The sequence below is a fragment of the Prevotella sp. OH937_COT-195 genome (assembly GCF_003932845.1).
Classification (GTDB): domain Bacteria; phylum Bacteroidota; class Bacteroidia; order Bacteroidales; family Bacteroidaceae; genus Prevotella.
In genome coordinates, this window is the sequence record NZ_RQZH01000003.1 from 50,174 (window position 1) to 71,522 (window position 21,349).

General features: G+C 49.7%; 18 protein-coding genes. 5 read left to right on the forward strand and 13 right to left on the reverse strand.

Features of this window, described 5'->3' with window-relative positions:
• The first annotated feature begins 5 nt into the window (after window positions 1-5).
• The 4 genes from EII32_RS02270 to EII32_RS02285 all read left to right on the forward strand — a co-directional run bounded on the left by EII32_RS02270 (window position 6) and on the right by EII32_RS02285 (window position 5,442).
• Window positions 6-1,304, forward strand: a complete 1,299-nt coding sequence (locus EII32_RS02270; protein ID WP_410524562.1) for an MFS transporter — start codon at window positions 6-8, stop codon at window positions 1,302-1,304.
• 84 nt (window positions 1,305-1,388) lie between these two features.
• Window positions 1,389-2,096 carry a 2-C-methyl-D-erythritol 4-phosphate cytidylyltransferase gene (locus EII32_RS02275; RefSeq protein WP_125233841.1) on the forward strand — a complete coding sequence of 236 codons (708 nt, stop codon included), beginning with the start codon at window positions 1,389-1,391 and terminating at the stop codon, window positions 2,094-2,096.
• The gene (gene recG, locus EII32_RS02280; protein WP_255416441.1) at window positions 2,054-4,258 is read left to right on the forward strand and encodes an ATP-dependent DNA helicase RecG; all 2,205 of its coding nucleotides are present in this window, start codon (window positions 2,054-2,056) and stop codon (window positions 4,256-4,258) included. Before EII32_RS02275 ends, recG begins: the two co-directional genes overlap by 43 nt.
• A gap of 215 nt (window positions 4,259-4,473) precedes the next feature.
• A complete protein-coding gene (locus tag EII32_RS02285) occupies window positions 4,474-5,442 on the forward strand; it encodes a M23 family metallopeptidase (protein WP_125233843.1) in 969 nt (322 codons plus the stop codon).
• 79 nt (window positions 5,443-5,521) lie between these two features.
• Here EII32_RS02285 and EII32_RS02290 read toward each other — a convergent pair whose 3' ends face one another.
• The 7 genes from EII32_RS02290 to EII32_RS02320 all read right to left on the reverse strand — a co-directional run bounded on the left by EII32_RS02290 (window position 5,522) and on the right by EII32_RS02320 (window position 13,663).
• Complete coding sequence (locus EII32_RS02290; protein WP_158611106.1) at window positions 5,522-6,136, reverse strand: TetR/AcrR family transcriptional regulator; 615 nt, start codon at window positions 6,134-6,136, stop codon at window positions 5,522-5,524.
• A gap of 31 nt (window positions 6,137-6,167) precedes the next feature.
• On the reverse strand, window positions 6,168-7,403 hold the full coding sequence (locus EII32_RS02295; RefSeq protein WP_125233845.1) for a YncE family protein: 1,236 nt from the start codon (window positions 7,401-7,403) through the stop codon (window positions 6,168-6,170).
• A gap of 45 nt (window positions 7,404-7,448) precedes the next feature.
• The gene (locus EII32_RS02300) at window positions 7,449-9,833 is read right to left on the reverse strand and encodes a TonB-dependent receptor (protein ID WP_125233846.1); all 2,385 of its coding nucleotides are present in this window, start codon (window positions 9,831-9,833) and stop codon (window positions 7,449-7,451) included.
• 318 nt (window positions 9,834-10,151) lie between these two features.
• Window positions 10,152-11,036 carry a hypothetical protein gene (locus EII32_RS02305; protein WP_125233847.1) on the reverse strand — a complete coding sequence of 295 codons (885 nt, stop codon included), beginning with the start codon at window positions 11,034-11,036 and terminating at the stop codon, window positions 10,152-10,154.
• Window positions 11,033-12,028, reverse strand: coding sequence for an NAD-dependent epimerase/dehydratase family protein (locus EII32_RS02310; protein WP_125233848.1), 996 nt, complete (start codon window positions 12,026-12,028; stop codon window positions 11,033-11,035). Before EII32_RS02310 ends, EII32_RS02305 begins: the two co-directional genes overlap by 4 nt.
• A 29-nt stretch (window positions 12,029-12,057) precedes the next feature.
• Window positions 12,058-12,777 (reverse strand): 2-C-methyl-D-erythritol 4-phosphate cytidylyltransferase, encoded by a 720-nt coding sequence (locus EII32_RS02315; protein ID WP_125233939.1) that lies wholly within the window; start codon window positions 12,775-12,777, stop codon window positions 12,058-12,060.
• A 55-nt stretch (window positions 12,778-12,832) separates the two neighbouring features.
• Window positions 12,833-13,663: a phosphorylcholine transferase LicD gene (locus EII32_RS02320; protein ID WP_125233849.1), complete on the reverse strand. Its 831-nt coding sequence runs from the start codon at window positions 13,661-13,663 to the stop codon at window positions 12,833-12,835.
• Window positions 13,664-13,815: 152 nt separating this feature from the next.
• On the opposite strand from EII32_RS02320, the gene EII32_RS02325 reads away from it, so the two are divergent.
• Window positions 13,816-14,871: a glycosyltransferase family 4 protein gene (locus EII32_RS02325; RefSeq protein ID WP_125233850.1), complete on the forward strand. Its 1,056-nt coding sequence runs from the start codon at window positions 13,816-13,818 to the stop codon at window positions 14,869-14,871.
• 172 nt (window positions 14,872-15,043) lie between these two features.
• Here the strand turns inward: EII32_RS02325 and EII32_RS02330 are convergent, their stop codons facing one another.
• From EII32_RS02330 to EII32_RS02355, 6 genes are all read right to left on the reverse strand, one after another.
• Window positions 15,044-16,483 carry a lipopolysaccharide biosynthesis protein gene (locus tag EII32_RS02330; protein WP_125233851.1) on the reverse strand — a complete coding sequence of 480 codons (1,440 nt, stop codon included), beginning with the start codon at window positions 16,481-16,483 and terminating at the stop codon, window positions 15,044-15,046.
• 19 nt (window positions 16,484-16,502) lie between these two features.
• On the reverse strand, window positions 16,503-17,942 hold the full coding sequence (locus EII32_RS02335) for a DUF6080 domain-containing protein (protein WP_125233852.1): 1,440 nt from the start codon (window positions 17,940-17,942) through the stop codon (window positions 16,503-16,505).
• A gap of 65 nt (window positions 17,943-18,007) precedes the next feature.
• On the reverse strand, window positions 18,008-18,607 hold the full coding sequence (locus tag EII32_RS02340) for an HAD family hydrolase (protein WP_125233853.1): 600 nt from the start codon (window positions 18,605-18,607) through the stop codon (window positions 18,008-18,010).
• A 2-nt stretch (window positions 18,608-18,609) separates the two neighbouring features.
• Window positions 18,610-19,488: a decaprenyl-phosphate phosphoribosyltransferase gene (locus tag EII32_RS02345; RefSeq protein WP_125233854.1), complete on the reverse strand. Its 879-nt coding sequence runs from the start codon at window positions 19,486-19,488 to the stop codon at window positions 18,610-18,612.
• 113 nt (window positions 19,489-19,601) lie between these two features.
• On the reverse strand, window positions 19,602-20,609 hold the full coding sequence (locus tag EII32_RS02350) for an acyltransferase family protein (RefSeq protein ID WP_125233855.1): 1,008 nt from the start codon (window positions 20,607-20,609) through the stop codon (window positions 19,602-19,604).
• A 120-nt stretch (window positions 20,610-20,729) separates the two neighbouring features.
• The gene (locus EII32_RS02355) at window positions 20,730-21,338 is read right to left on the reverse strand and encodes a phosphatase PAP2 family protein (protein ID WP_125233856.1); all 609 of its coding nucleotides are present in this window, start codon (window positions 21,336-21,338) and stop codon (window positions 20,730-20,732) included.
• Window positions 21,339-21,349 lie beyond the last annotated feature (11 nt).

A 21,349-nucleotide genomic window follows, 5' to 3' on the forward strand; every position in this document is an offset into this window, starting at 1 on the left:
AAATAATGGAAAAACCCAATTTAAGATTCTGGCAGTTATGGAACCTCAGTTTCGGTTTCTTCGGCGTACAGATTGCATACGCACTGCAAAGTGGCAACATATCACGAATATTCCGTACACTCGGAGCCGATCCGCACTCGCTCAGTTTCTTCTGGATCCTACCACCGCTTATGGGCATTTTGGTGCAACCCATAGTGGGTACGCTCTCCGACAAGACATGGACACGCTTCGGCAGGCGCATACCATATCTCTTCGTGGGTGCCGCGGTGGCAGTGGCAGTGATGACAATGCTGCCCAACGCAGGCTCGTTCGGTATGTCTGTGGGAATGGCACTCATATTCGGATTAATTGCACTGATGCTGCTCGACACCAGCATCAACATGGCCATGCAGCCGTTCAAAATGCTCGTCGGCGACATGGTAAACGAGAAACAGAAAGCAAAGGCGTACTCCATACAGTCGTTCCTGTGCAACGCAGGCTCGGTGGTGGGCTTCGTGTTCCCGTTCTTCTTCACATGGGTGGGAATGAAAAACGTGGCTCCCGAGGGCATAGTGCCGGACTCGGTGATATGGTCGTTCTATGTGGGAGCGGCAATATTGATACTGTGTGTAATCTACACTGTGCTGAAAGTGAGAGAGTGGAACCCGCAGGAGTACCGCAAATATAACCCTACGAGCGGAGAGAAAGAGGAGAGTGCCAACTGGATAACACTGCTGAAGAACGCCCCGACCACCTTTTGGCGCGTGGGACTGGTTCAGTTTTTCTGCTGGGGCGCGTTCCTTTACATGTGGACATACGTTGTCGATGCCGTGTCAGAAACGGTATGGTACACAACCGACCCCACCTCCGAGGCATATCAGATAGCAGGCAACTGGACAGGCATTCTCTACGCCATACAGGCAATGGGCTCGGTGGTATGGGCCATGGTGCTGCCGCGTTTCGGCAACATGAAGGTGGCGTATGCTTCAAGCCTTGTGCTGGGCGGCATAGGTTTCGCACTCATACCGTTCGTTCACGACCAATACTTGCAGATTGGCCCGTTCCTGCTCATCGGCTGCGCGTGGGCTGCAATGCTCGCCATGCCGTTCACCTTTGTCACAAACGCATTGCAAGGTTACGGACACATGGGGGCATATCTCGGACTATTCAACGGAACGATATGCGTTCCGCAGATAGCCGCGGCACTCGTGGGAGGCTACATTTTGAGTCTCGTTGGCTCGTCGCAGAGCAACATGATGATCGTGGCAGGCGTGTTCCTCGTAATCGGAGCATTATGCGTCAGCGCGATAAAGGATAAGAAATAAAAAGCAATTTCGCCGGGTTTGCTCTGCAAATTCGGCGAAATTGTAAACCAAAACAGGCGAAATTGCCGGACACTATACTATGAAATGGGAAACAACAGAGGAATAACGACAGATTACGCGATAATACTCGGCGGCGGAAAGGGACTGCGCATGGGAGGCGATGTGCCGAAACAGTTTCTGCCGGTGGGAGGCATGCCGATACTGATGCGTACCATACGCCGATTCCGCGAGTACAGCGACACGCTGAAAATAATTCTCGTGCTGCCGGCAAGTCAGCAAAAATATTGGCAACAACTGTGTGAGGAGAAAGGTTTCACGGAGAACCTCGAGATTGCCGACGGAGGAGAGACGAGGTTTCACTCCATTAAAAACGGACTGGCTCTCGTACCGGACGATGCAGAAGGAGTGGTGGCAGTGCACGACGGTGTGCGGCCGTTCCCCGACACAGAGGTCATTGCGAGATGTTTCGAGACGGCACGGAGCAAAGGCTCGGCTGTGCCGGTGACAGAAGTGATAGAAACGCTGCGACATGTGGGCGACAACAACTCGTCGGCAACGGTGCCGAGAGCGGAATACCGACTGGTACAGACACCGCAGGCGTTCGACATACAACTGCACAAACGTGCATACAGACAAGAGTACAACAACGACTTTACCGACGATGCCTCGGTTGTGGAGTCGCTCGGACACGACATAACACTCGTTGAGGGGAACCGCGAGAACATAAAGATAACAACACCCTTCGACATGTGCATCGCAGAAGTAATTGCCATGCGGCAACAATCTCGTTAGGCGGCACAAAATGCCATACCTTTAATCTACATAATTTAAACCTTCAATCGTCAAATTACCCGATGCCTGACATTTTTCAACAAGACATAATGTATGTTCCGGGCGTGGGGCCGCAACGAAAGGAACTCCTGAAAAAGGAATTAGGAATAGAAACCTTCGGCGACCTGCTGGAATACTACCCGTACAAGTATGTTGACCGCTCGAAAATATACCGCATCTGCGACTTGAACGGCGAGATGCCTTTCGTGCAAATATGCGGAGAGTTTCTCGATTTCGAGGAATACATCATGGGGGTACGCAAAAAACGCATCGTGGCACACTTCACAGACGGTACGGGATATGTAGATGTCGTGTGGTTCGCACGCGCCAAACAGATTACGAAAGGACTGAAAGTTAACACGAAGTACATCGTTTTCGGCCGACCGACGGCGTATGGAGGGCGATACGGGTTTGTGCATCCGGAGATTGAGTTGGCAAAAGATGTTGAACTGTCGGCAATGGGAATGCAGCCATATTACGGCACGACGGAGAAGATGAAGAAAGCGGGGATGACATCGCATGCCGTGGAGAAAATAACGAAGAACATGTTGGAACGCATCACGCAGGAAATTCCCGAAACGCTGCCGCCGTTCATCGTAAACAGACTGAGACTCGTCTCGCGAGACACCGCACTGCGACACATTCATTATCCGGGGAATGCCGGAGAGATGAGCCATGCCAGACAGAGACTTAAATTCGAAGAACTTTTCTACATACAACTGAACATTCTGCGATATGTCTCAGACCAACGACGGAAATACCGGGGGTATGTGTTCCCGCACGTTGGAACAACGTTCAACTCGTTCTATCACAACCATCTGCCTTTCCCACTGACAGAGGCGCAGAAAAGAGTGATAAGGGAGATACGGCAAGACATGCGATCGGGACGACAGATGAACCGACTGTTGCAGGGAGACGTGGGCTCGGGAAAGACACTCGTGGCACTAATGTCGATGCTCATTGCACTCGACAACAATTATCAGGCGTGCATAATGGCACCCACGGAAATACTTGCCGAACAGCATCTTGCCACCATAAGAGAGTTTCTCGGCGACATGCCGGTGAGGGTGGAACTGCTTACGGGCATGGTGAAGGGAAAGAAAAGAAAAGAAACTCTCGAACAACTGGCCACGGGCGAGGTGCAAATTCTCGTCGGGACACATGCCGTGATAGAAGATGCGGTACAGTTCCTGCGACTCGGCTTCGTGGTGGTGGACGAGCAACACCGTTTCGGGGTGGCACAACGAGCAAAATTGTGGGGCAAGAGTAAAAACCCGCCGCACGTTTTGGTAATGACAGCCACACCGATACCGCGCACGCTGGCAATGACTTTGTACGGCGACCTCGACGTGAGCATCATCGACGAACTGCCGCCGGGACGAAAGCCGGTACAGACGATACACAAGTTTGAATACCAAACGACGAGCCTTTATAAAGGAATACGGCAGCAGGTGGCGCAGGGCAGGCAGGCATACATCGTGTTCCCGCTTATCAAAGAGAGCGAGAAAATGGATATGCAAAATCTCGAAGAAGGATACACAAAATTGTGCGAGATATTTGCAGACATGAGACTGAGCAAGGTACACGGAAAGATGAAACCGGCGGAGAAAGAGGCGGAAATGCAACGTTTCGTAAACGGAGAGACACAGATATTGGTAGCCACAACGGTAATAGAGGTGGGGGTGAACGTACCCAACGCCTCGGTAATGATAATACTCAACGCCGAGCGTTTCGGACTGTCGCAGTTGCACCAGTTGCGAGGACGCGTGGGCAGAGGTGCCGACCAATCGTTCTGCATACTCGTAACCAAGCGGAAACTTTCTGCCGAGACCAAGAAACGCATTGACATAATGTGCGACACCAACGACGGATTCCGAATCGCAGAAGCCGACCTCAAACTGCGCGGGCCGGGCGACCTTGAAGGCACGCAGCAAAGCGGAATGGCATTCGACCTTAAGATTGCCGACATCGCACGCGACGGACAACTCGTGCAACTCGCACGAGACGAGGCACAACACATAATAGACAATGACCCGGAATGTAACAAACCGGAGAACGGAATGCTTTGGGCACGACTCGCAGCGATAAGGAAAAACAACGTTAACTGGGGAGCCATAAGTTGAGTGTCAAACCTTTAACGCTGAACAAAATATCCCACGCTCCACCAATTACAAAGTGTAAATTAACCAATAAAAATGTTAACACAAGTCGTATTATAAAAATATTTTTCTTACCTTTGCAACGAAATTTTGAAAAAAGGTTGGCATTATTATCAGCCAAACGCTTCTACGGGTAGGAGTATTTCCCTTCTTTTTATGTTTAAACTCTAACTTCGATTATGCGATTAAAAAAGAAAATAAAAGCCTTGCTTGCAACAACCATGTTCGTTTTTGTCGCCGCACCAATGACGGCGCAGGACATTATTGCATTCCAAGCACCGATTGACCGTAAGATGAAAGCAGTGGACACCGTGACGCTGCGCAGTATTACAGAACGCGAAATGACAACAAATCCTTCGGCAAAACTGTACAGCGAGTGGAGCAACAAATATGCACACCGCGCCACAGAACTGCCCGACTCTTTCCGCATCGACCTGCGCAAATTCTGCATGCCCACAACAAGTCGTGTCATAACGAGCAATTTCGGTCGCCGCTGGGGACGCATGCACAAGGGTCTTGACATAAAAGTTTACATAGGAGACACCATTCGTGCTGCTTTCAGCGGCAAGGTGCGCATAGTGAGATACGAAGCCAAAGGATATGGAAACTATGTCGTGATACGTCACAACAACGGATTGGAGACAATCTACGGTCACATGTCGAAGCATCTCGTTAACGAGAATCAAAACGTTCAGGCAGGCGACCCGATAGGTTTGGGAGGCAACACCGGCCGAAGCACCGGTTCGCACCTGCACTTCGAGACACGCCTTTGCGGTGTGGCGCTTAACCCTGCATTGATGTTCGATTTCCGTAATCAGGACGTTACGGACGATTACTATGTCTTCCGTCGCAACTCACACGACCGCGAGAGCGATATGGCAAACCGTCTGCGCGGCAAGAATGCGGGAAAGAGCGAGGCATCGTATGACAGAGGGACGTATGCACAGACACAACCCGACAATCAGGAACAGCAGGCAAGTCGGCAGACTTCGTTCGGCGGCGATGTGCGCTACCACAAGGTTGCCACGGGCGAAACGCTCTACTCCATTGCCCGCAAGCGCGGTGTAAGCATAGAACGTCTGTGCCGACTGAATCACATAGGAAAGAACATGCGTGTGAAAGTGGGACAGATATTGAGATATTCCTAATCGAAATAAATTATAAAGACATAAGAAACGATACAAAAAACTCCGAGGGTTTACAACCACCCCCGGAGTTTTTCATGGTCTATATTCCGAACAACTTTTTCCAACCGGCAGTGCTGAACGTTATGTAGTCGGTAACGAAACGCTGCAATTCTTCACTGTTCATGTTCTCGTTCTGTATCACGATGCGCATCAACGAGAACCACATATTACAGTTTAGTTCGATGAGATATGGAGAAATGTTGCCGTTTATGTGCGGATATTTCTCTTTCATGGCACTTATATACATCTGCCCTACCGCCGCCTGCTTTGCGGCATAGTGCCGGAAATAGTCCTCCAGCGGCGTACCCGACGCCTCGAAAAGGAGCAATCTCAGTTCGTGTCTGTATTCCTTTATAATACGCAGGAAACGTGTTATCATGGCATCTTGATAGTTGACGACATAGAACATGTCGATGGTTTGGTTTCTGCTGCCGTTCTCCTGCATGACCAAATCGTCAAGCGCTTTCATCAAAGGCGAGCATATCTCCACAAAAATGTCGTTCTTGCTCTTGAAGTAATTATATATATTGCCTACCGCAATGCCTGAGGCCGATGCGATGTCTTTCATCGAAGTGCGCTTCAATCCTTTGCTGCAAAACTCTTGTCGCGCCATAATAATAATGCGCTTCCTTATACTTTCCTTCCGTATCTGCATATCAAGATGCCATGAATGTTCAGACTCTGACCTATTTTTCAAAACTATGGAAGAAGCACGGGAAACCTTGTACATTGACAACCGGTCCTTCCACTTTCTTCGTAACGGTGTCGTATGTATAGAAACCGTTGTGCTCCTTGTTGGCACTTCCGAACACGATGAGCCCCTTATGCTTTCCTATCGCTATGCCGTGCGGGTTTGAAACAGGCATGCCTTCTATTACTTTGATGGTCTTATTGTACAAATCTATAACCACGGGGCAGTTGCTCATCGCAGTGTAAGGCTTGCTCGCTCCTTCGGGATCCAAACCGTACGAGTTGGCATAAGCATACAACAGTCCGCCTTTGTCATAGCACAACATTCCGAGATACTCGGCATGTTTCGTTGAAAGTCCCTCTATCACGGTGTTGTCTAAACGTATGCAATAGTCAGGGTCAATCTCCGTATGACCTTTCTTTATGCGTATTATACCCCCGTTATAACCCGGTTTCAGTCCGAACGAAGCGAGACAACTGATATATATGTCGCCTTTCTCGTCCATGAAAATGGATTTTGCATCAATCGGTCGGGTGGGAACGCTCACTCCAAGGGAAGCATTCTTTATCGTCTTCTCGTATTTGTCGGTCTTGGTATTTATCAATGCGAGTTCCACGGAGTTCTCCACCGGCATATATTGGCTGTCGAACTGCGACAATGCCACATACAGGTAATTGTCGCGTATGATCATTGCCGCTGGCGAAACCCTGGTTTTGTCGTGTGCCAGACTTGACAAATCTATCTCCCCTGTCTTCTTCATAGTGGAAGGATCGAATACGATTACCAACCCAATTCCCTGACAACTCAGATATGCTTTCTTGTCGTTCAGTTCCACAACATTGCATGCCGAAGCCCCGGCGGGTATGCTCATCGCTCCGAGTAGTTTTAACTTTTTGTTGAAGTCGCGCTCATACAGTTTCAATTCTGTCTTAGAGTTTCCCATATAGTCTGGGAAAGAATATATATGTCCGTTGTCAAGTGCAATAGGTATTGCCCCGAAACCCGTCGGCACACTGTTCTTGTTATCGTACGTTGCAGGGTTGAGATTAGATATGGCCTGCAAATATACACTCCCCGAATTGCCCTCCGGGTTTGTCACGGATGTGGCGAAGATGATGTTTGCCACTTTCTGTTCTTCAGGCGTGGGCGTAGGTGCAGGCTCGTTGTCGCCGCCGCAAGATGTTAGTAACGCAGCCAACAATACTGCCAGCATAATGTTCTTAATGCTCATAATAATTGATTTTAAAAGTTATACATTTATGTAATGAAAATATTCTTACTTAAAAAGATACCTTAATTTTACACCGAACGAGCGTCCCGGCAACGGGCGGTTGAGTTCCGAGAACACCTCTCTGTTGGTAATGTTCTTCGCCTTCAACGTCACCGTCCACCTGTTATTCATAAAACTATGCTCTATGCTTGCATCCATGGTAAGCATCGTCGGTATCTTCCTGTCTTGACTTACGCTCATCTCGAAGTCGTAGAAATACTCGTGAATGTACGACATGTCGAACAGAAAACGCGTGTTCTGTCGCTTTCCCCCGAACAAGTTCTCGCGATGAATGTCGAGTCCTCCGTTTGCCATAAGGTAGGGAATGTTCGGCATGCGCTTGTTCTTTGTAGGGTTTTCTACGTTTGTTCCGGGCAGCGTCCGGCGTACATCGCGCAGATCCTGCAATGTTCCGTTTACATAAAAATAAAGGAACGGCAGCACGTCTCCTTTCATTTCTGCCTCTATTCCGCGCGTCCTTACACTGCCGAAATTCCTGTATATCGCCATCGTTGGTATAATGTCTGCCGTGAAACGTATCATATCCTTCAGGTGATTGAAGAACGTGTTTATCTCGGCTTCCACGAATCCGTATGCATTGTTCTTATGATAAAGCAATCCCAAGTTCACTCCGTTGCACCTCTCCGGCACGAGCGATGCCGACGGAAGTATGGAATATCCGTTGCCCACGAGTTCCTCGGTAGTCGGTATTCGCACCTCAGAACTGAACGAAGCCTTGACAATCAGGTCGCGTGTAAGTTTATACCTCACTGCCTCGCTCCAACCCCAAAAGTCCTTGTTGGTCTTTGCCTCTACCGGTTTGCTGATATAGTAATTGGGCAACATCTTCGACTTTGAAGTGAAGAAGAAATTTTTCACGGTTGTGGCACTCTGTAATTTCCCGTCAAACAGAGCCAAATCATAAGACAGTCCCACCGTGAGATTCGACATCCTGCTGGGGAAATTGGCTGAAAACCCCAAGGCCTTGTCCATCAATTCGTCCTTAGGCATTTGCTTGGTGTGGCTCCCGAAGACATTAAGGTTGAACGAGTGATGTTCGTCCATGATATAATTCAAGTTTAGTTTTGTGGCAAAGTCGTGCGAACGATTTTTCCCATCGGAAGGGAAAGAACCTTCTTCTCCTCCGTAGGAAGACACCGGCGGGTATTCCTTCCCGTCCCAGTCATATCGGTGCATGGCCTTGTCACACAGTCCGAACCATCCTGCATTGTAGTTGAAATCAAAGTCAAAGTCCAGCCCCGGGAGCAAGAAATTGTCACGCTTCAGCGTCAATCCCGCCAATAGTGACGACGAGTGATTGTACGCCTCCCTTATGTCAAAGTCGATACCCTGCATCTCCTGTCTCGTTCTCGAATACACCAATTCGAGTTTTATTTCGTCGAACCACCATTTAACAGCCTTCACGGAGCCTCCCAACAGCAGTTTGCCATACTTGTCGTGGTTGCGTTTCACAATGCGGTTGTCAATGTTTTGAAGGCGCATCTTGTAGTTGTTGTCAGAGCGAGTATAGCCTCCTCCGATTCCGAATTGCAGTCCGCTCTTGCTGTCGGTGCGCTTAACCACGGCATCGAACTTATGGGTATTGAACGAAGAAATTTCATATCCGAAATCCATATACACCGGCGGATACTCCTTCGTCACCACGTTTACCGCTCCGCCGAGTGCCGACCCGCCGAATTTATACGGAACTATTCCCTTGTATATCTCTATCCGTTCTATCATATCCGTCGGAATATCATTCAGTGTGATGTAGTTGCTCATCTGCCCCAGCGGGTTCTCATCGACGAACATTCCCATGCGTTTGCCTTCTAATCCGCGCACCGACACACGCGACGCGCTGCCCACACCGCCGGTGTTTCTTACCGTAACGCCGGCTGTACGGGCAATAACATCATTTATTGAAGATGCCGTACCCTGCAACTGGTTTGCAGAAATCACGGACACGGGCATTGCCGACTCTCGCAGTTTCCTCGCTTCGTTGTGTCCTACTATGACCACGTCTGACAGTTGATGGGCAGACGGCGACAACTCTATATCGCACCGAATGCTGTCTCTGCCGTTTAAAATGCCTTTGCCGACAAGTCTCGTTTTGTATCCCACATAGTTTATCCTGAGCCGCTTTTTCATGCCTGCGGGTACTTGCATCACATATTTCCCGTCGACATCGGACACCGTTCCCACCATTGTATTCTCCAAATTGACAGATGCTCCGAACAAAGCATCGCCCGTAACGGCATCCGTTATTTTTCCGTAAACAACACTCTGTGCGTGCGAGACATTGAAACACGCCAGACACATCGTCACCGTAACAAGAATGCGCAACGCCTTACGGCGGCAGCATTTCCCCGTTTGTCTTGAGATATTATCCATTTCCTACATTCTTATTATTCATTCAAAGCACTGCGACGAGGAAACAAAAACGAATATCTTTCAGTCATATTCATTTAAAAAAGCGCAACACTCATTATCAGAGTATTGCGCTTTATGCCGTTCAAAGTTCCTGCCCTACGGCAACAACCACTGTTTCCTGCCATGTAAATTACTTTTTATTAATCCGACCGCAAAGGTATAAAAAAACAACCTGTGCCGCAATACCCAAAAATAGTGATTTCCTTTCATTGTAAAATAGCGGTATTACCTAATTCCGAATCATTCCTGTCCGGCTGCTTGTCTTTTTCCATTCGGTATCTACCTAAGTTTCTGGAAACGCGCCTGACAACGTTTTTTGTAACTGTAACCGAACGCATGTTTCAGAAATTTGCGCCAGTTGTAAGTGGCTACAAAAGCAATTCTGTCATACAGTCCGGGAGTGGCGGAGGCATATATTGAGCGCCTCATGCGAACGAAATATAAGTCGGCGATGGTTTCGAAAGCCGAGAACACTCTACCGCCCCGGCTCATCGGCCACACCTCGGAGTAAAAACGATCGTGTGCCGTCACGTCGGCATTGAAATCGGGGAGCATCTTTCCATAGTCGGAATTTATCCACCAGAAGTTTCCCGAGAACATTTTATGGTTGCGCGGAGGCCACCGGTAGCAGCCGTAAAGGTCGTAACCATCGCATAATACATTAACCGCCACGCGCCACTTTGCAAACACAAAATACTCAAGCATTTCTCTCCAAGCCTCTATTTTGGATTGGAAACCGCGAAAGAGGCGGTCATCGGTGTCAATGCACCGGTAACTGATGCCTTTGGTATGGAAATAATACACGAGACAATCCTGTTCCCTGCACAGTGCCAGCACTCTCTCAAGTGCGGGATATTCGTACCGTTGCGCATCGTCGGTAAACGAGACCAACTCTGTCTTTGCAGTGCCGATGATGCGCCGCAATTCGTCAATGTCGCCTTTGTTGCCGGATATGCAACTCACGAACAGCCGCTGCGTGGCATCCAGCAGACCGTCTTTACGCAAGTTTTCCACCTGCCGTTCCACGAGTTTCTGCCATCCGTCAATACAATATACATGATATACGCCGTATATGGGTCTTGCCGAACGCGGCTCGTGTTCCCACTTTTCGGTATCATAACGTCGATATACCCTAAACAGAGAATCCGTGAAATGCACTTTCATATCTTATATATAACAGACTCGAACATTTGTCTCAGGTCATGCCGAGGCTGCCAACCCAGTGCCCTGATGCGCCTTGTGTCGAGCCGAAGATACGTCACGGGCGAATATCCCATGCCCTCTTTCGGCTCTATCCTTACCTTCATATTCTTGCCGAACTCACGGCAAACCATCTCTGCCATGTCTCTCACCGATATGTACGCATCCTCGTTTGCCACGTTGTATGCCATTCCGCCTTCGCCCCGCAGCAGTATGTAAAGCATTGCCTCCACGGCATCTTCGGTGTGGCAGTAGCACCGGCGCAGTTCTCCTTCGGTAAAAAGCACTATGTCTTTGTCTGCCGCCGCACAGCGTGCAAACTGCGCAAAGACACGGTTATCGTTTTCATCGACCGCCTTTCCGAACGTCTGTGCGAGGCGTGCCGTCATCACCCTGACTCCATATTCCGAATTGTAAGCATGACAGAGACATTCCGCCGCTCGCTTTGCCATGGGATAACTGCTGCGTGCCTGCATCGGGTCGAGGTATCCTTGACAGTCTTCGGTGAGCGGTTCGCTGTCGTCCCACACCGTGCCATACACCTCAAGCGATGACACGTAGAGCATTCCTTTCAGCCTCTTCCCTGCCCTCTTGGCATACTCCAGCACCTGTCGTGTCCCTAAAAATGACGTATTCAGCGTTTCCACCGGTTTTTCGATAAAATCCTTGGATGCCGTAGGCGATGCGAGATGCACCAAATAATCGGCCTCCTGCGGTGGACAAAACGTTCCGCCCGATGCAAAGTCGTACTCGTAACAGTCAACTTTGCAGTCAGTTTTGTCGAACATAGCCTCTGCTTTTGCCACATTTCGCACGGCACACGTCACGCCGATGTCTGTTGCATACCGACGGTTCAGTTCGGAAAGGAAATCCACGAGGCACGCCCCCACAAGTCCCGTAGCCCCCGTCACAATCCATCTGCTGCCACGCAGTTTCTCTATTATATCCTTGTCCATAACTTAAAGTTTCCGTATCATTGCCATTCTCAAAGTCCGAATATCTGCCGGTTCTCGCGCACCTCCACCATGGCGCGGAGCACGAAGAAATCGGTCGGTGTGGTAATCTTGATGTTCTCCATCGGTCCTATTATCGTTTTGAGCGGATAGCCGTAATGGCTCATCATCGTACACGAGTCTATGAAATCGTGCCTTCCTTCGCCGATGGCACGCCTGTGGGCAGAAAGTATGTCGCCAAGAGCAAAACTCTGCGGTGCCCGTGCAATGAGAGAACCCGTTCGTTCGGGAATTTCGAGCGAGCCGTCGGGCTGCTCCACCACGAATGTCTCTGTTGCCGGCACGCACGTTATGCACGACCCGTGTTCTCGCACGGTTTTTATGTTGTCCGAAATTGTCTGTCCGGTAATCAGCGGTCGCACCCCGTCGTGTATCATTACCGTTGCCTCCCCGTCGCCCGCAATGCGCTCAGCCTCTTCCAAAGCGTTGAATATGGAGTCTTGTCCGGTCTCTCCTCCGGGCACGACGGCAGCCACCTTTGTAATATCGAACTTGCGAATCATCTTTTGCAGAAACGGAATCCACGCCTCAATACATGCCACCACGATTGCATCTACATCGGGATGATTGTCGAAAAGTTCGAGTGTATATATTATTATGGGTTTCCCGTTGAGTTCGAGAAACTGTTTGGGGCGCGATTTGGTGTTCATTCTCACACCCGAACCGCCTGCGAATATTGCTGCTATGTTCATGTTCTTTTTCATTGTCTGACAGATTTTGTTACAATAGTATGCCGTGCCCTCGGCTTTACCACATCCTTATCTCCGTGTTATGTCTGTTCCGCTTGTCGCGCGGAGGCAGGTTCATGTAGTTGCCGTATGCTATCCGGCATATTTCGTCCGGGTCGGCAGGACCGTCGAAGGTATGCCCTTCGAACACAATGGGTTTCAGCGGCAGCATCGCTCTCCGCGGATTCTGTTCGTAGAACCATGCGCCATACGAGTGCATGAAACTGTCGCGCGAGCCGAACACTCGTCCCCCCATGCGGAACACGGGGAACACGACATGGTGCAACAACATGTATCCCGCCTGCGCCAGTGCCGGATAACGCCCCGCAAGGTCGAAGTTTACCACGCACGACAATTTCGCCGCCAGTCTTTGCAACCACGGTATCATGTACGGCTCGTAGGGAAATATGTCGATGTGCAAACCCTTGTATCGCAGAGCCTGATGCGACCGCCAATCGCGACTTCCCTCTGGTTCGAGCGATATATACTCGCTGTGCAGGTCGCGCAGCGTTGCCCATTCCTTATAGTAGCCTTTGTCAGTACGGTTTGTCTGCACAACATATTGCGGATGCGGATGTTGCTCGAGATAGGCAATAATCTTGTCATAGTCCTTCCGGTCAACCACCATGTCGGCATCATCGTCCCACGGAATGAAGCCTCCGTGACGCAGACTTCCCAGCACGGAACCTCCGTCGAGACGCAGTCGCACACCACACTCGCGCCCTGCCTTCTGCAAGTATATCAGCATGTCGAGCATGCGCATCTGTGCATTGCGCATCGTAGAGCCTTCCGGGTTGTATTCACGGCGCAGGCTCTCGTCGGTCTCTCCCGTATTGTAAGTCCTGTTCATACAAGATGCAAAGTTAAGTCTTTATTTTTATTATTCGCTTTGCCATTCCGTAAAATTATGTTATTTTTGCAAGCATGGAGGAGAAATATATCATCGGGAATGTTTTTTCCCCGATAAACGTCGGAACGACTTTAAGCCGGCAAGAATAACAAATGAAGATATACTACTATCATACTCAGGACGCAGAACATATCATAAACGAGTGGAAACGCGGGCGGTATCCTTCGCATCTGTTGTACGGAGCAACGTTTTTCGAAGAGAACGGCATAGACGTTGTGATGCACAAACATCGTCAAGAGAACAACCGACTGCGACGAATGTTGCGTGTGGCATGGCAGGTGATGCGCCGGAAAGAGCGGTACGACGTGCTGTACGGGTCGTCTCACCGCGGTCTCGAACTGCTTATCATGCTGCGTGCACTCGGCATCTACAGCCACCCGATATGTATATGGCACCACCAGCCGGTAAAAAAAGCCCGCGGTTGGCTGCGAGAGTGCGTGTCGCGCATATATTACAGGGGCATCGACCGCATGTTGATGTTCTCGGACACCATTGCAGAAATGTCGGGGCGTGCCGCAAAATGTCGTCCGGAAAGAATACGGGTGGTACACTGGGGAGCCGACCTCGACTACTACGACCGTTTCATGCGCGAGCATCGGGAAACACGCAGAGATTTCGTTTCATCGGGAATGGAGCGTCGCGACATGCCGACACTAATATCTGCATTCAACAATACCGGTCTGCCGTTGCGCATTTTCTCAATAAAGAGTTACCTCGGGAACGACTACGAGAAGATTATCGGGAACATGGAATGCCGCGAGAACATAGAGGTAACGTTCAACAACCGCCTGATGATAGATGAACTTACGGCAGAGGTGAACCGCGCGGCATGTGTCACGATTTGCTGTCTGCCAACCAACTATACCGTGGGACTTACCACCGTGGTAGAGGCTCTCGCTCTCGGGATACCAATAATCTGCTCGCGAAACCCGCAACTGCCCATGAACATCGAGGCAGAAGGTTGCGGACTGCTCATTGACTATGGTGACGTGGCAGGGTGGGAACGCGCCATACGTTTCGTTGCCGAACACCCCGAAGAGGCACGAGAAATGGGAAAGAGAGGGAGAGAACTGGCAGAGAGATTATACAACATTCGCCAATGCACGAGCGAAACGGCATCGGTAATCAAAGAATTGCTCAAACGGTAACTCTTATCGGTTGTCATTCTGCATTACACAAAAAGCCTTAACGGCATGCCGGTTATGCACAAAAGAACGACAAAAACATTACTGCCGAACCGCAATATGGGCGAAATTGCAACACAAAACAGGCGAAATTGCAATGTAAAATCGGCAGAATTGCAATGCAAAAAGGGCTAAATCACTTTCTAATCTTACGCATTACAAATTCGATGCACTCGTCAAGTATCTTGACGCGGAGCATTTTCATCAGTGCGAAATAGAGCGAGGCGGAGATCGTGAAACGCAGAACGAGGCGCAGCCAGAGAGTATCGACAGACGATGTTGCCCACCCCGTGAGCAGCATGATGCAGACGGAAGCAACGAGGAAAGGAACGACATCGGCAAGCATGTCGATAAAACGATAGCCTGCCAGACGGCTCACAAAATGATGCCACACGAAGAACCATGCCACGAAAAGCACGGTGTATGCCCACACCATTACGCCGATGCCTTCGCCGTGAAGCAGTATCATCATGCCGGCGAGCAGGACACATAGTGCCGAAGTACAGCCGAGATAGATGCCGCTGCGACCACGACTCACTATGTATTGAGACAGTACGGTGCTCAACGGACTGAAAGCGGCCGAAATGGATAGTATCCGCAAAAGCATGGCACTGTCGAGCCACTTTGCCGTTATGGCAACTACGATTACCTCTTCGGACACGAGAGAAAGACCGAACATAAGCGGAAAAGACACGAAAGAGGTAAAACGCATCATCTTGCGGAGAACACGCAACTGCCGCTCACGGTCGTCTTGAAGTCCGGAGAACACCGGTTGTGCCACCTGCGCCACCATTCCCTGAACGAGCGACGCACCTTTCTGACTCCAGTTGTAGGCAGTGTTGTATATGCCCACGTCGTGCTTGGAGAAGTAGCGACCGAGCAGAATGTTCATTATGTTGACGTTGACACGCTCCACAACAGTGGTGACGAGCATCTTAACCGAGAAACGGAACATGCCGCGTATCGGGCGGAAATCGAAATGGAAAGTGGGACGCCACGGACTGTAATGCCAGTTCATAAGCATGTATCCGCCCATGAACACCAATCCCTGCGTGGCAAGAGACCAATAGGCAAAGCCTTGCCATGCCATGACAATGCAGACTATCCCCGACAGCAGGACAGCGGTCATGGCTGCCTTTGCCTGCTGTTTGGCACACAAATTCTTGAAAAGCCATGCCGACTGTGCCGTGTTGAAACTGGCAAGAATTATGCTAAGGAAAGCGTAACGACTGAACCATGTGAGTTCGGGAGTGTGGTAATAGGCTGCAATGAGAGGTGCGGTGAAGAACAACACTAAATACATTGTCACTCCGACAATGATGTTAAACCAGAACACTGCATTGTAATCGCGGTGGGAAGGGGCTTTTATGTTTACCAAAGCCGAACGGAAACCACTGTCTTGAAGCACCGTCGCAACCTGCGAGAAGATGGCTATGATTGCCATCATGCCGTTGTCTTGAGGCGAGAGCAGGCGCAACGTGACGATGCCGAAGAGAAATCCCAACAGTTGTTGCACGCTGTTGTTCATCGCTCCCCAGAACAATCCTTTTGCGGTTTTATCTTTCAATGTCTCCATGCCGAGATTGTAAAAAACGTCAGGTGGATATCAGGAAGCCTGTGGTAAGCCAAAGGTTATACGCAAAAAGATAGAGCATGAGCAAAAACGTGGCGGCACGCAGCGATAAAAGTAGCCGACCGGAAACCGACCGGAAAGCAAAACCGAGCGCAACGGGAACGACGAACAACCAGTGACACGCCATGATGTAAACCTCGTTGATGCCGAAGCCGAGACCTAAGTGAATGACAATGTCGGGAAGAATAAATACAAGGCAGAGCCACAAGAATTTGCTCCTGCGACCGCACCATATACCAACAAGGAAAAGAAGAACCACGAAAGCCTCCACTATATAATTAAGCAGCCAATCGTAACGCACTATTACGGGACGCTTGCGGAGCGTGTCTTCAAGCAGGTGTTGACGGTGAAGTTGTATCGATTCGCCGAAAAGGTTCTCCACCGCGGAGTCCCATCGCGAGGTGGAAATATCTGTCCATTGAGTAAACTTACCGTTGCTCATGGGCTTGCCGGCATGAGCAAAGACCGGTTTCTTTGCCATCTGAGCACGACGTTGCTTTTCCATTACCTTCTGAACGGAGTCGAAAACGGCACGACGGCGTACCGTGTCAGTAATTGAAGTGGTGTCGCAGAACAACTTGTATGCCTTGCGTTCGGCTGCGGCGGCACGTATCTCCTTGATCTGTTTGCGGCGCATATCGTGCGGAACAACATAGTGATGAAACTCCCAGTCGGCAAAATACCATATTGCGGCAGCAGGTATTGCAACTGCAAAAAGCAAGTGGAGGGGACGAAAGAAACTACGTTTGTTGGCAAAGAGAACTGCGATATAAGTTTTCAAACCGTTGCTCAACGTGATGCCGGAGGTAACGAGAAAAAGTACGATTGTCTGCCACATCTTGAACTTATTGCCCGTTTGCATCTTTCTGCCCGCGGCATACAACGTTACTACAAGTAGCATCATCGACAAGGCGAAATGGTCGGGACAGATGTAGGCAAGCATGATATAGGCAAACGAGAACGTGAGAAGCGAGAGCAATGTGGAGTCGAACACCGCAAGCCCGACTATCTCGCGGAATATGCGGAACAGAAAAACGGCACTATAAATAAGACACACCACGAGAACCACAGCCACCATTATCTGCACGGGATTCATGCCGAGCACCGACATAAGCCATTGATTGACTTGCGAGGGAAGCCATGCAAAGAAAGCGAGTAGCGGATGACGATATACTTGATAGCGCGTGTACCACTGCGAAAGAACGGAATAGGTGATGGGGTCGAAGCCCGAAATGTCGAATTTCCCCACAAACAACCACCAATAATCTTTGCCCAACGGTGAGAATGCTTCCCAGAAACGGCGCACCACAAGAATATGGAGTACGACGAATATCGAGAGGAGGATACCGACGAGCGGCATCTCTTCTTTCTTTATTTTCAACATTCTCAAATATTTCTTCATTGTCTTTTCATGTTCAATTATCACGGAACAGTCTCCGAAATTCCGGTGTCTCGCGGTGTCGGCACTCACCCCTGCTTATCAAACTCTTTGTAATGTCGTTCGTCGGCAAATGCCAGCAATTCGCGGTCGCCACGACTGTCGCCGTATGCCACGAGACGATATGCCTTACGGTCGGGATATAGTTCGAGCAACCGGGCTACCTTCTCGCCGCCGTAACAATTCTCGGTAATGAAGCGTCCGGTGAGTTTTCCGTCTTCCGTTTCTATCTTCGTGCCGACTATCTCTATGCTTTCGTAACCGTGGAAGAACGGTCGCACCCAGTTTTCAATGCTCGCGCTTACTATGACAACCTTGCTCCCGCGACGCAGAGCGTTGTCAATGCAGCGCATGCCGTTGGTTCGCAATATTCCGTGATGCTTTGCCGCATACTCGCGACAGAGGTTGTCAAAATCTGCGACTGCCATTCCGCCGAAGCACATGTCGAACACTTTCCGCTTCACTTTTCCGTTGGAATACAGTCCGACTTTCATTAGCAACAACAACGGAGAATGCCACAAAAGAACGCCGAGCAAGCCTGCCATACCTCGATGATGACGTATCATGCCGAGAAGAGTGTCGCTGCGGGTAAGCGTTCCGTCGAAATCGAAAGCACAAATCTCCATCATTACTATAATATGTATATCGCTATGAAAAACATCGCCGCCCATGCCAGCACCACAATTTGCAGGAAACGGTCGGTAAACATTATCTTGGTGGGATCTTCGCTACGCTTGTCAACAACCGTTATCTGTATGTACCTAAGCAACCCGAGCAGCACAAACACCGTGGTAAGGTATATGTACTGACTGCCGGTGCGTGCCACAACCTCGGGCGACACGGTATATATTATGTAGCACACTATCGTGACCGAGGCTAATATCGTTATGGCTTGGTTTATGAAAGTGAGATTGTAGCGATTTGTGTTTTTGCGCGGTGCGATGCCGGTCTGTTCCATTCGCACCACGTCGTCGCGCCGCTTGGCAAACGAAAGGAAAAGAGTGAGCAGGAAGGTCATCAAGACAATCCACTTGCTGAGAGGTATGCCTGTTGCCTGACTGCCGGCAATAAGGCGAAGGACAAAACCGAACGCCACCACGCATACATCTACAACGGCATAATGTTTCAGCCGTACACAATAGAACAAGTTCAGCACATAATATCCGGCAAGAACCATGCCGACTTTATACCATGACTCGCCGAACACCGGCAAGAACATCATTCCCGAAAGCAGCATTGCCGCCATGAGCAGGAATGCTTGTCCTACGGATACGGCACCCGAGGCAATCGGGCGGCGACATTTGGTGGAATGCAGCCTGTCTGCTTTCAAATCCATTATGTCGTTGAAGCAATATACCGACGAAGCAACGAAACTATAAGCAACGAATGCAGCCAATGCACGCAACAGGGCATTGCCGTCGGTAAGCGCACCACCGAAGAAAACAGGCAGCAACACAAACACATTTTTCAGCCATTGCTTTGGTCGTATCAACAGGAGGATTTCCTTCATACGCGTAACTTAATTCCGTGCAAAGTTACGTTTTTTTGCGATAATAAGCCTAAATAACATATAAAAAATAGAGTTCCGGGGCTGTTTGGCGTCTCGGAAGTCGCCACAAGACATCACTTTGGGAGAAAACGCGTAGCAAAAGCCACCGCATGATGAAGGAGAAAAGCCAGTACCAATGACACGGCGATGGTAACGAGCGACGTGAGTACATATCCGAGTCCGTGTTTCTGGACATATACCAATACGAACTGTATGTGTATCAGGTATGTTTCAAGAGAAAGAGTACCGACAAAAGCCAACATGCAGAGCAGACGACGGGGCATAATGTCCATGCACCACGCCAACAGAACGGTAAGCGAAACCGCAAGTGGAATATACACCATTCGCTCGAGAAAGAGCGGGAATTTGCCGCGCAGAGCACTCTCGAACTCAAGACATACCACAAGACTCATAACAAACGCGATGAGCAACAGCCACATTGATGCCTTGTCCAAATTGTGCTTGCGCTCGACAAGAAGTCCGCAGTTGATGCCGAGAAGGAATATCGGCACGCGGCTCCAGAATATCTCTACATGACCGACAAGGGAATGTACGGGCGGACAATACTGCACCATGACTGCCCACAACATTGCCAACACGGGCAGCCAACGCCACGAACTGCTGCGACCTATCATGCGTAAATAGAACGGCGAGACGAGATATAGTACCATAATGGCGGGAATAAACCAGAACGTAAGGTCGTCGACACGCCAAAAACTCCAGCCGAACAAGATGTTAAGCACAAGGTTCGGTATGTCCGGACTATATCCTCCGTTGGCAGTATTGACGTAGTTGGGGATATAGAAGAGCATCGCCATGATGAGCCACGCAGGATAAAGGCGCACGAAACGACGCCAATAGAAATGTCGCAACACCGGCTTCTTCTGCCATGCGAACCATAATCCGATACCGCTTAAGAACAAGAACATGTCCACACCGATATTCCCCAATCGGCGCAGAGGGAAGAAAAAGTTGCGAGAATCCATACCGACATGAAAGAGAATGACGAATATCATTGCCGCCCCCATTAGTTCCGTGCGGTAATCACTAAGTAAAAACAGCCCCGAGTTTTTCCTCATCATTCCTAACTTCAATGCTTAATAACGATATGACTTTTTAACTATACAACTCCGCGAGTTTTTCAAAAACCTTTTATTTAACCTCTACTTGACTTATGAAAGAAATCTTTCAATATCGCTTTATTACAATTTTACGACAAGATTCATTCCCATGGGCGAGACCGACAGGACATAACGGTCGCGGTCGGGCAATATCAATTTTCCGATATAATATCCTGCCTCCGCAGCGGCAATGCCTATGGCGGCACCCGTAACGACATCACCCCAGCGATGACGATTGCGCCGCACACGGTCGATGGCGGTGATTGTGGCAACGGTATAGCCTCCCACTGTTATCCACGGCGACACTTGTCCGTACTCCTTTGCCATAAGTGTGGCACCGGCAAAGGCTATTGCGGTATGTCCCGACGGAAACGAACGGTTGTCGGTACGGTCGGGACGCATGGTGTGTATTGTGTGCTTCATGGTGTAGCAAATACCTGCGGTAACGACATACGATACGGCGGTGTTCACGGCAAGTCTCCCCCACTCGCTCTTGCTCTCTACGCCGAGTGCTTTCAGTGTCAACACTGTTGCAAACGGCATGTATTGCAACACATCGTCGATACCGTCGCCATGAAATCTCTTGCCATTCTGCTCCACCGGCAATGTTACATTCTTTGCCGCAGACTCTTGTGCCGTACATGGCAAAGCACTAAATAACAATACACAGACGAAAAGTATGTTTTTCATTATTATATTGT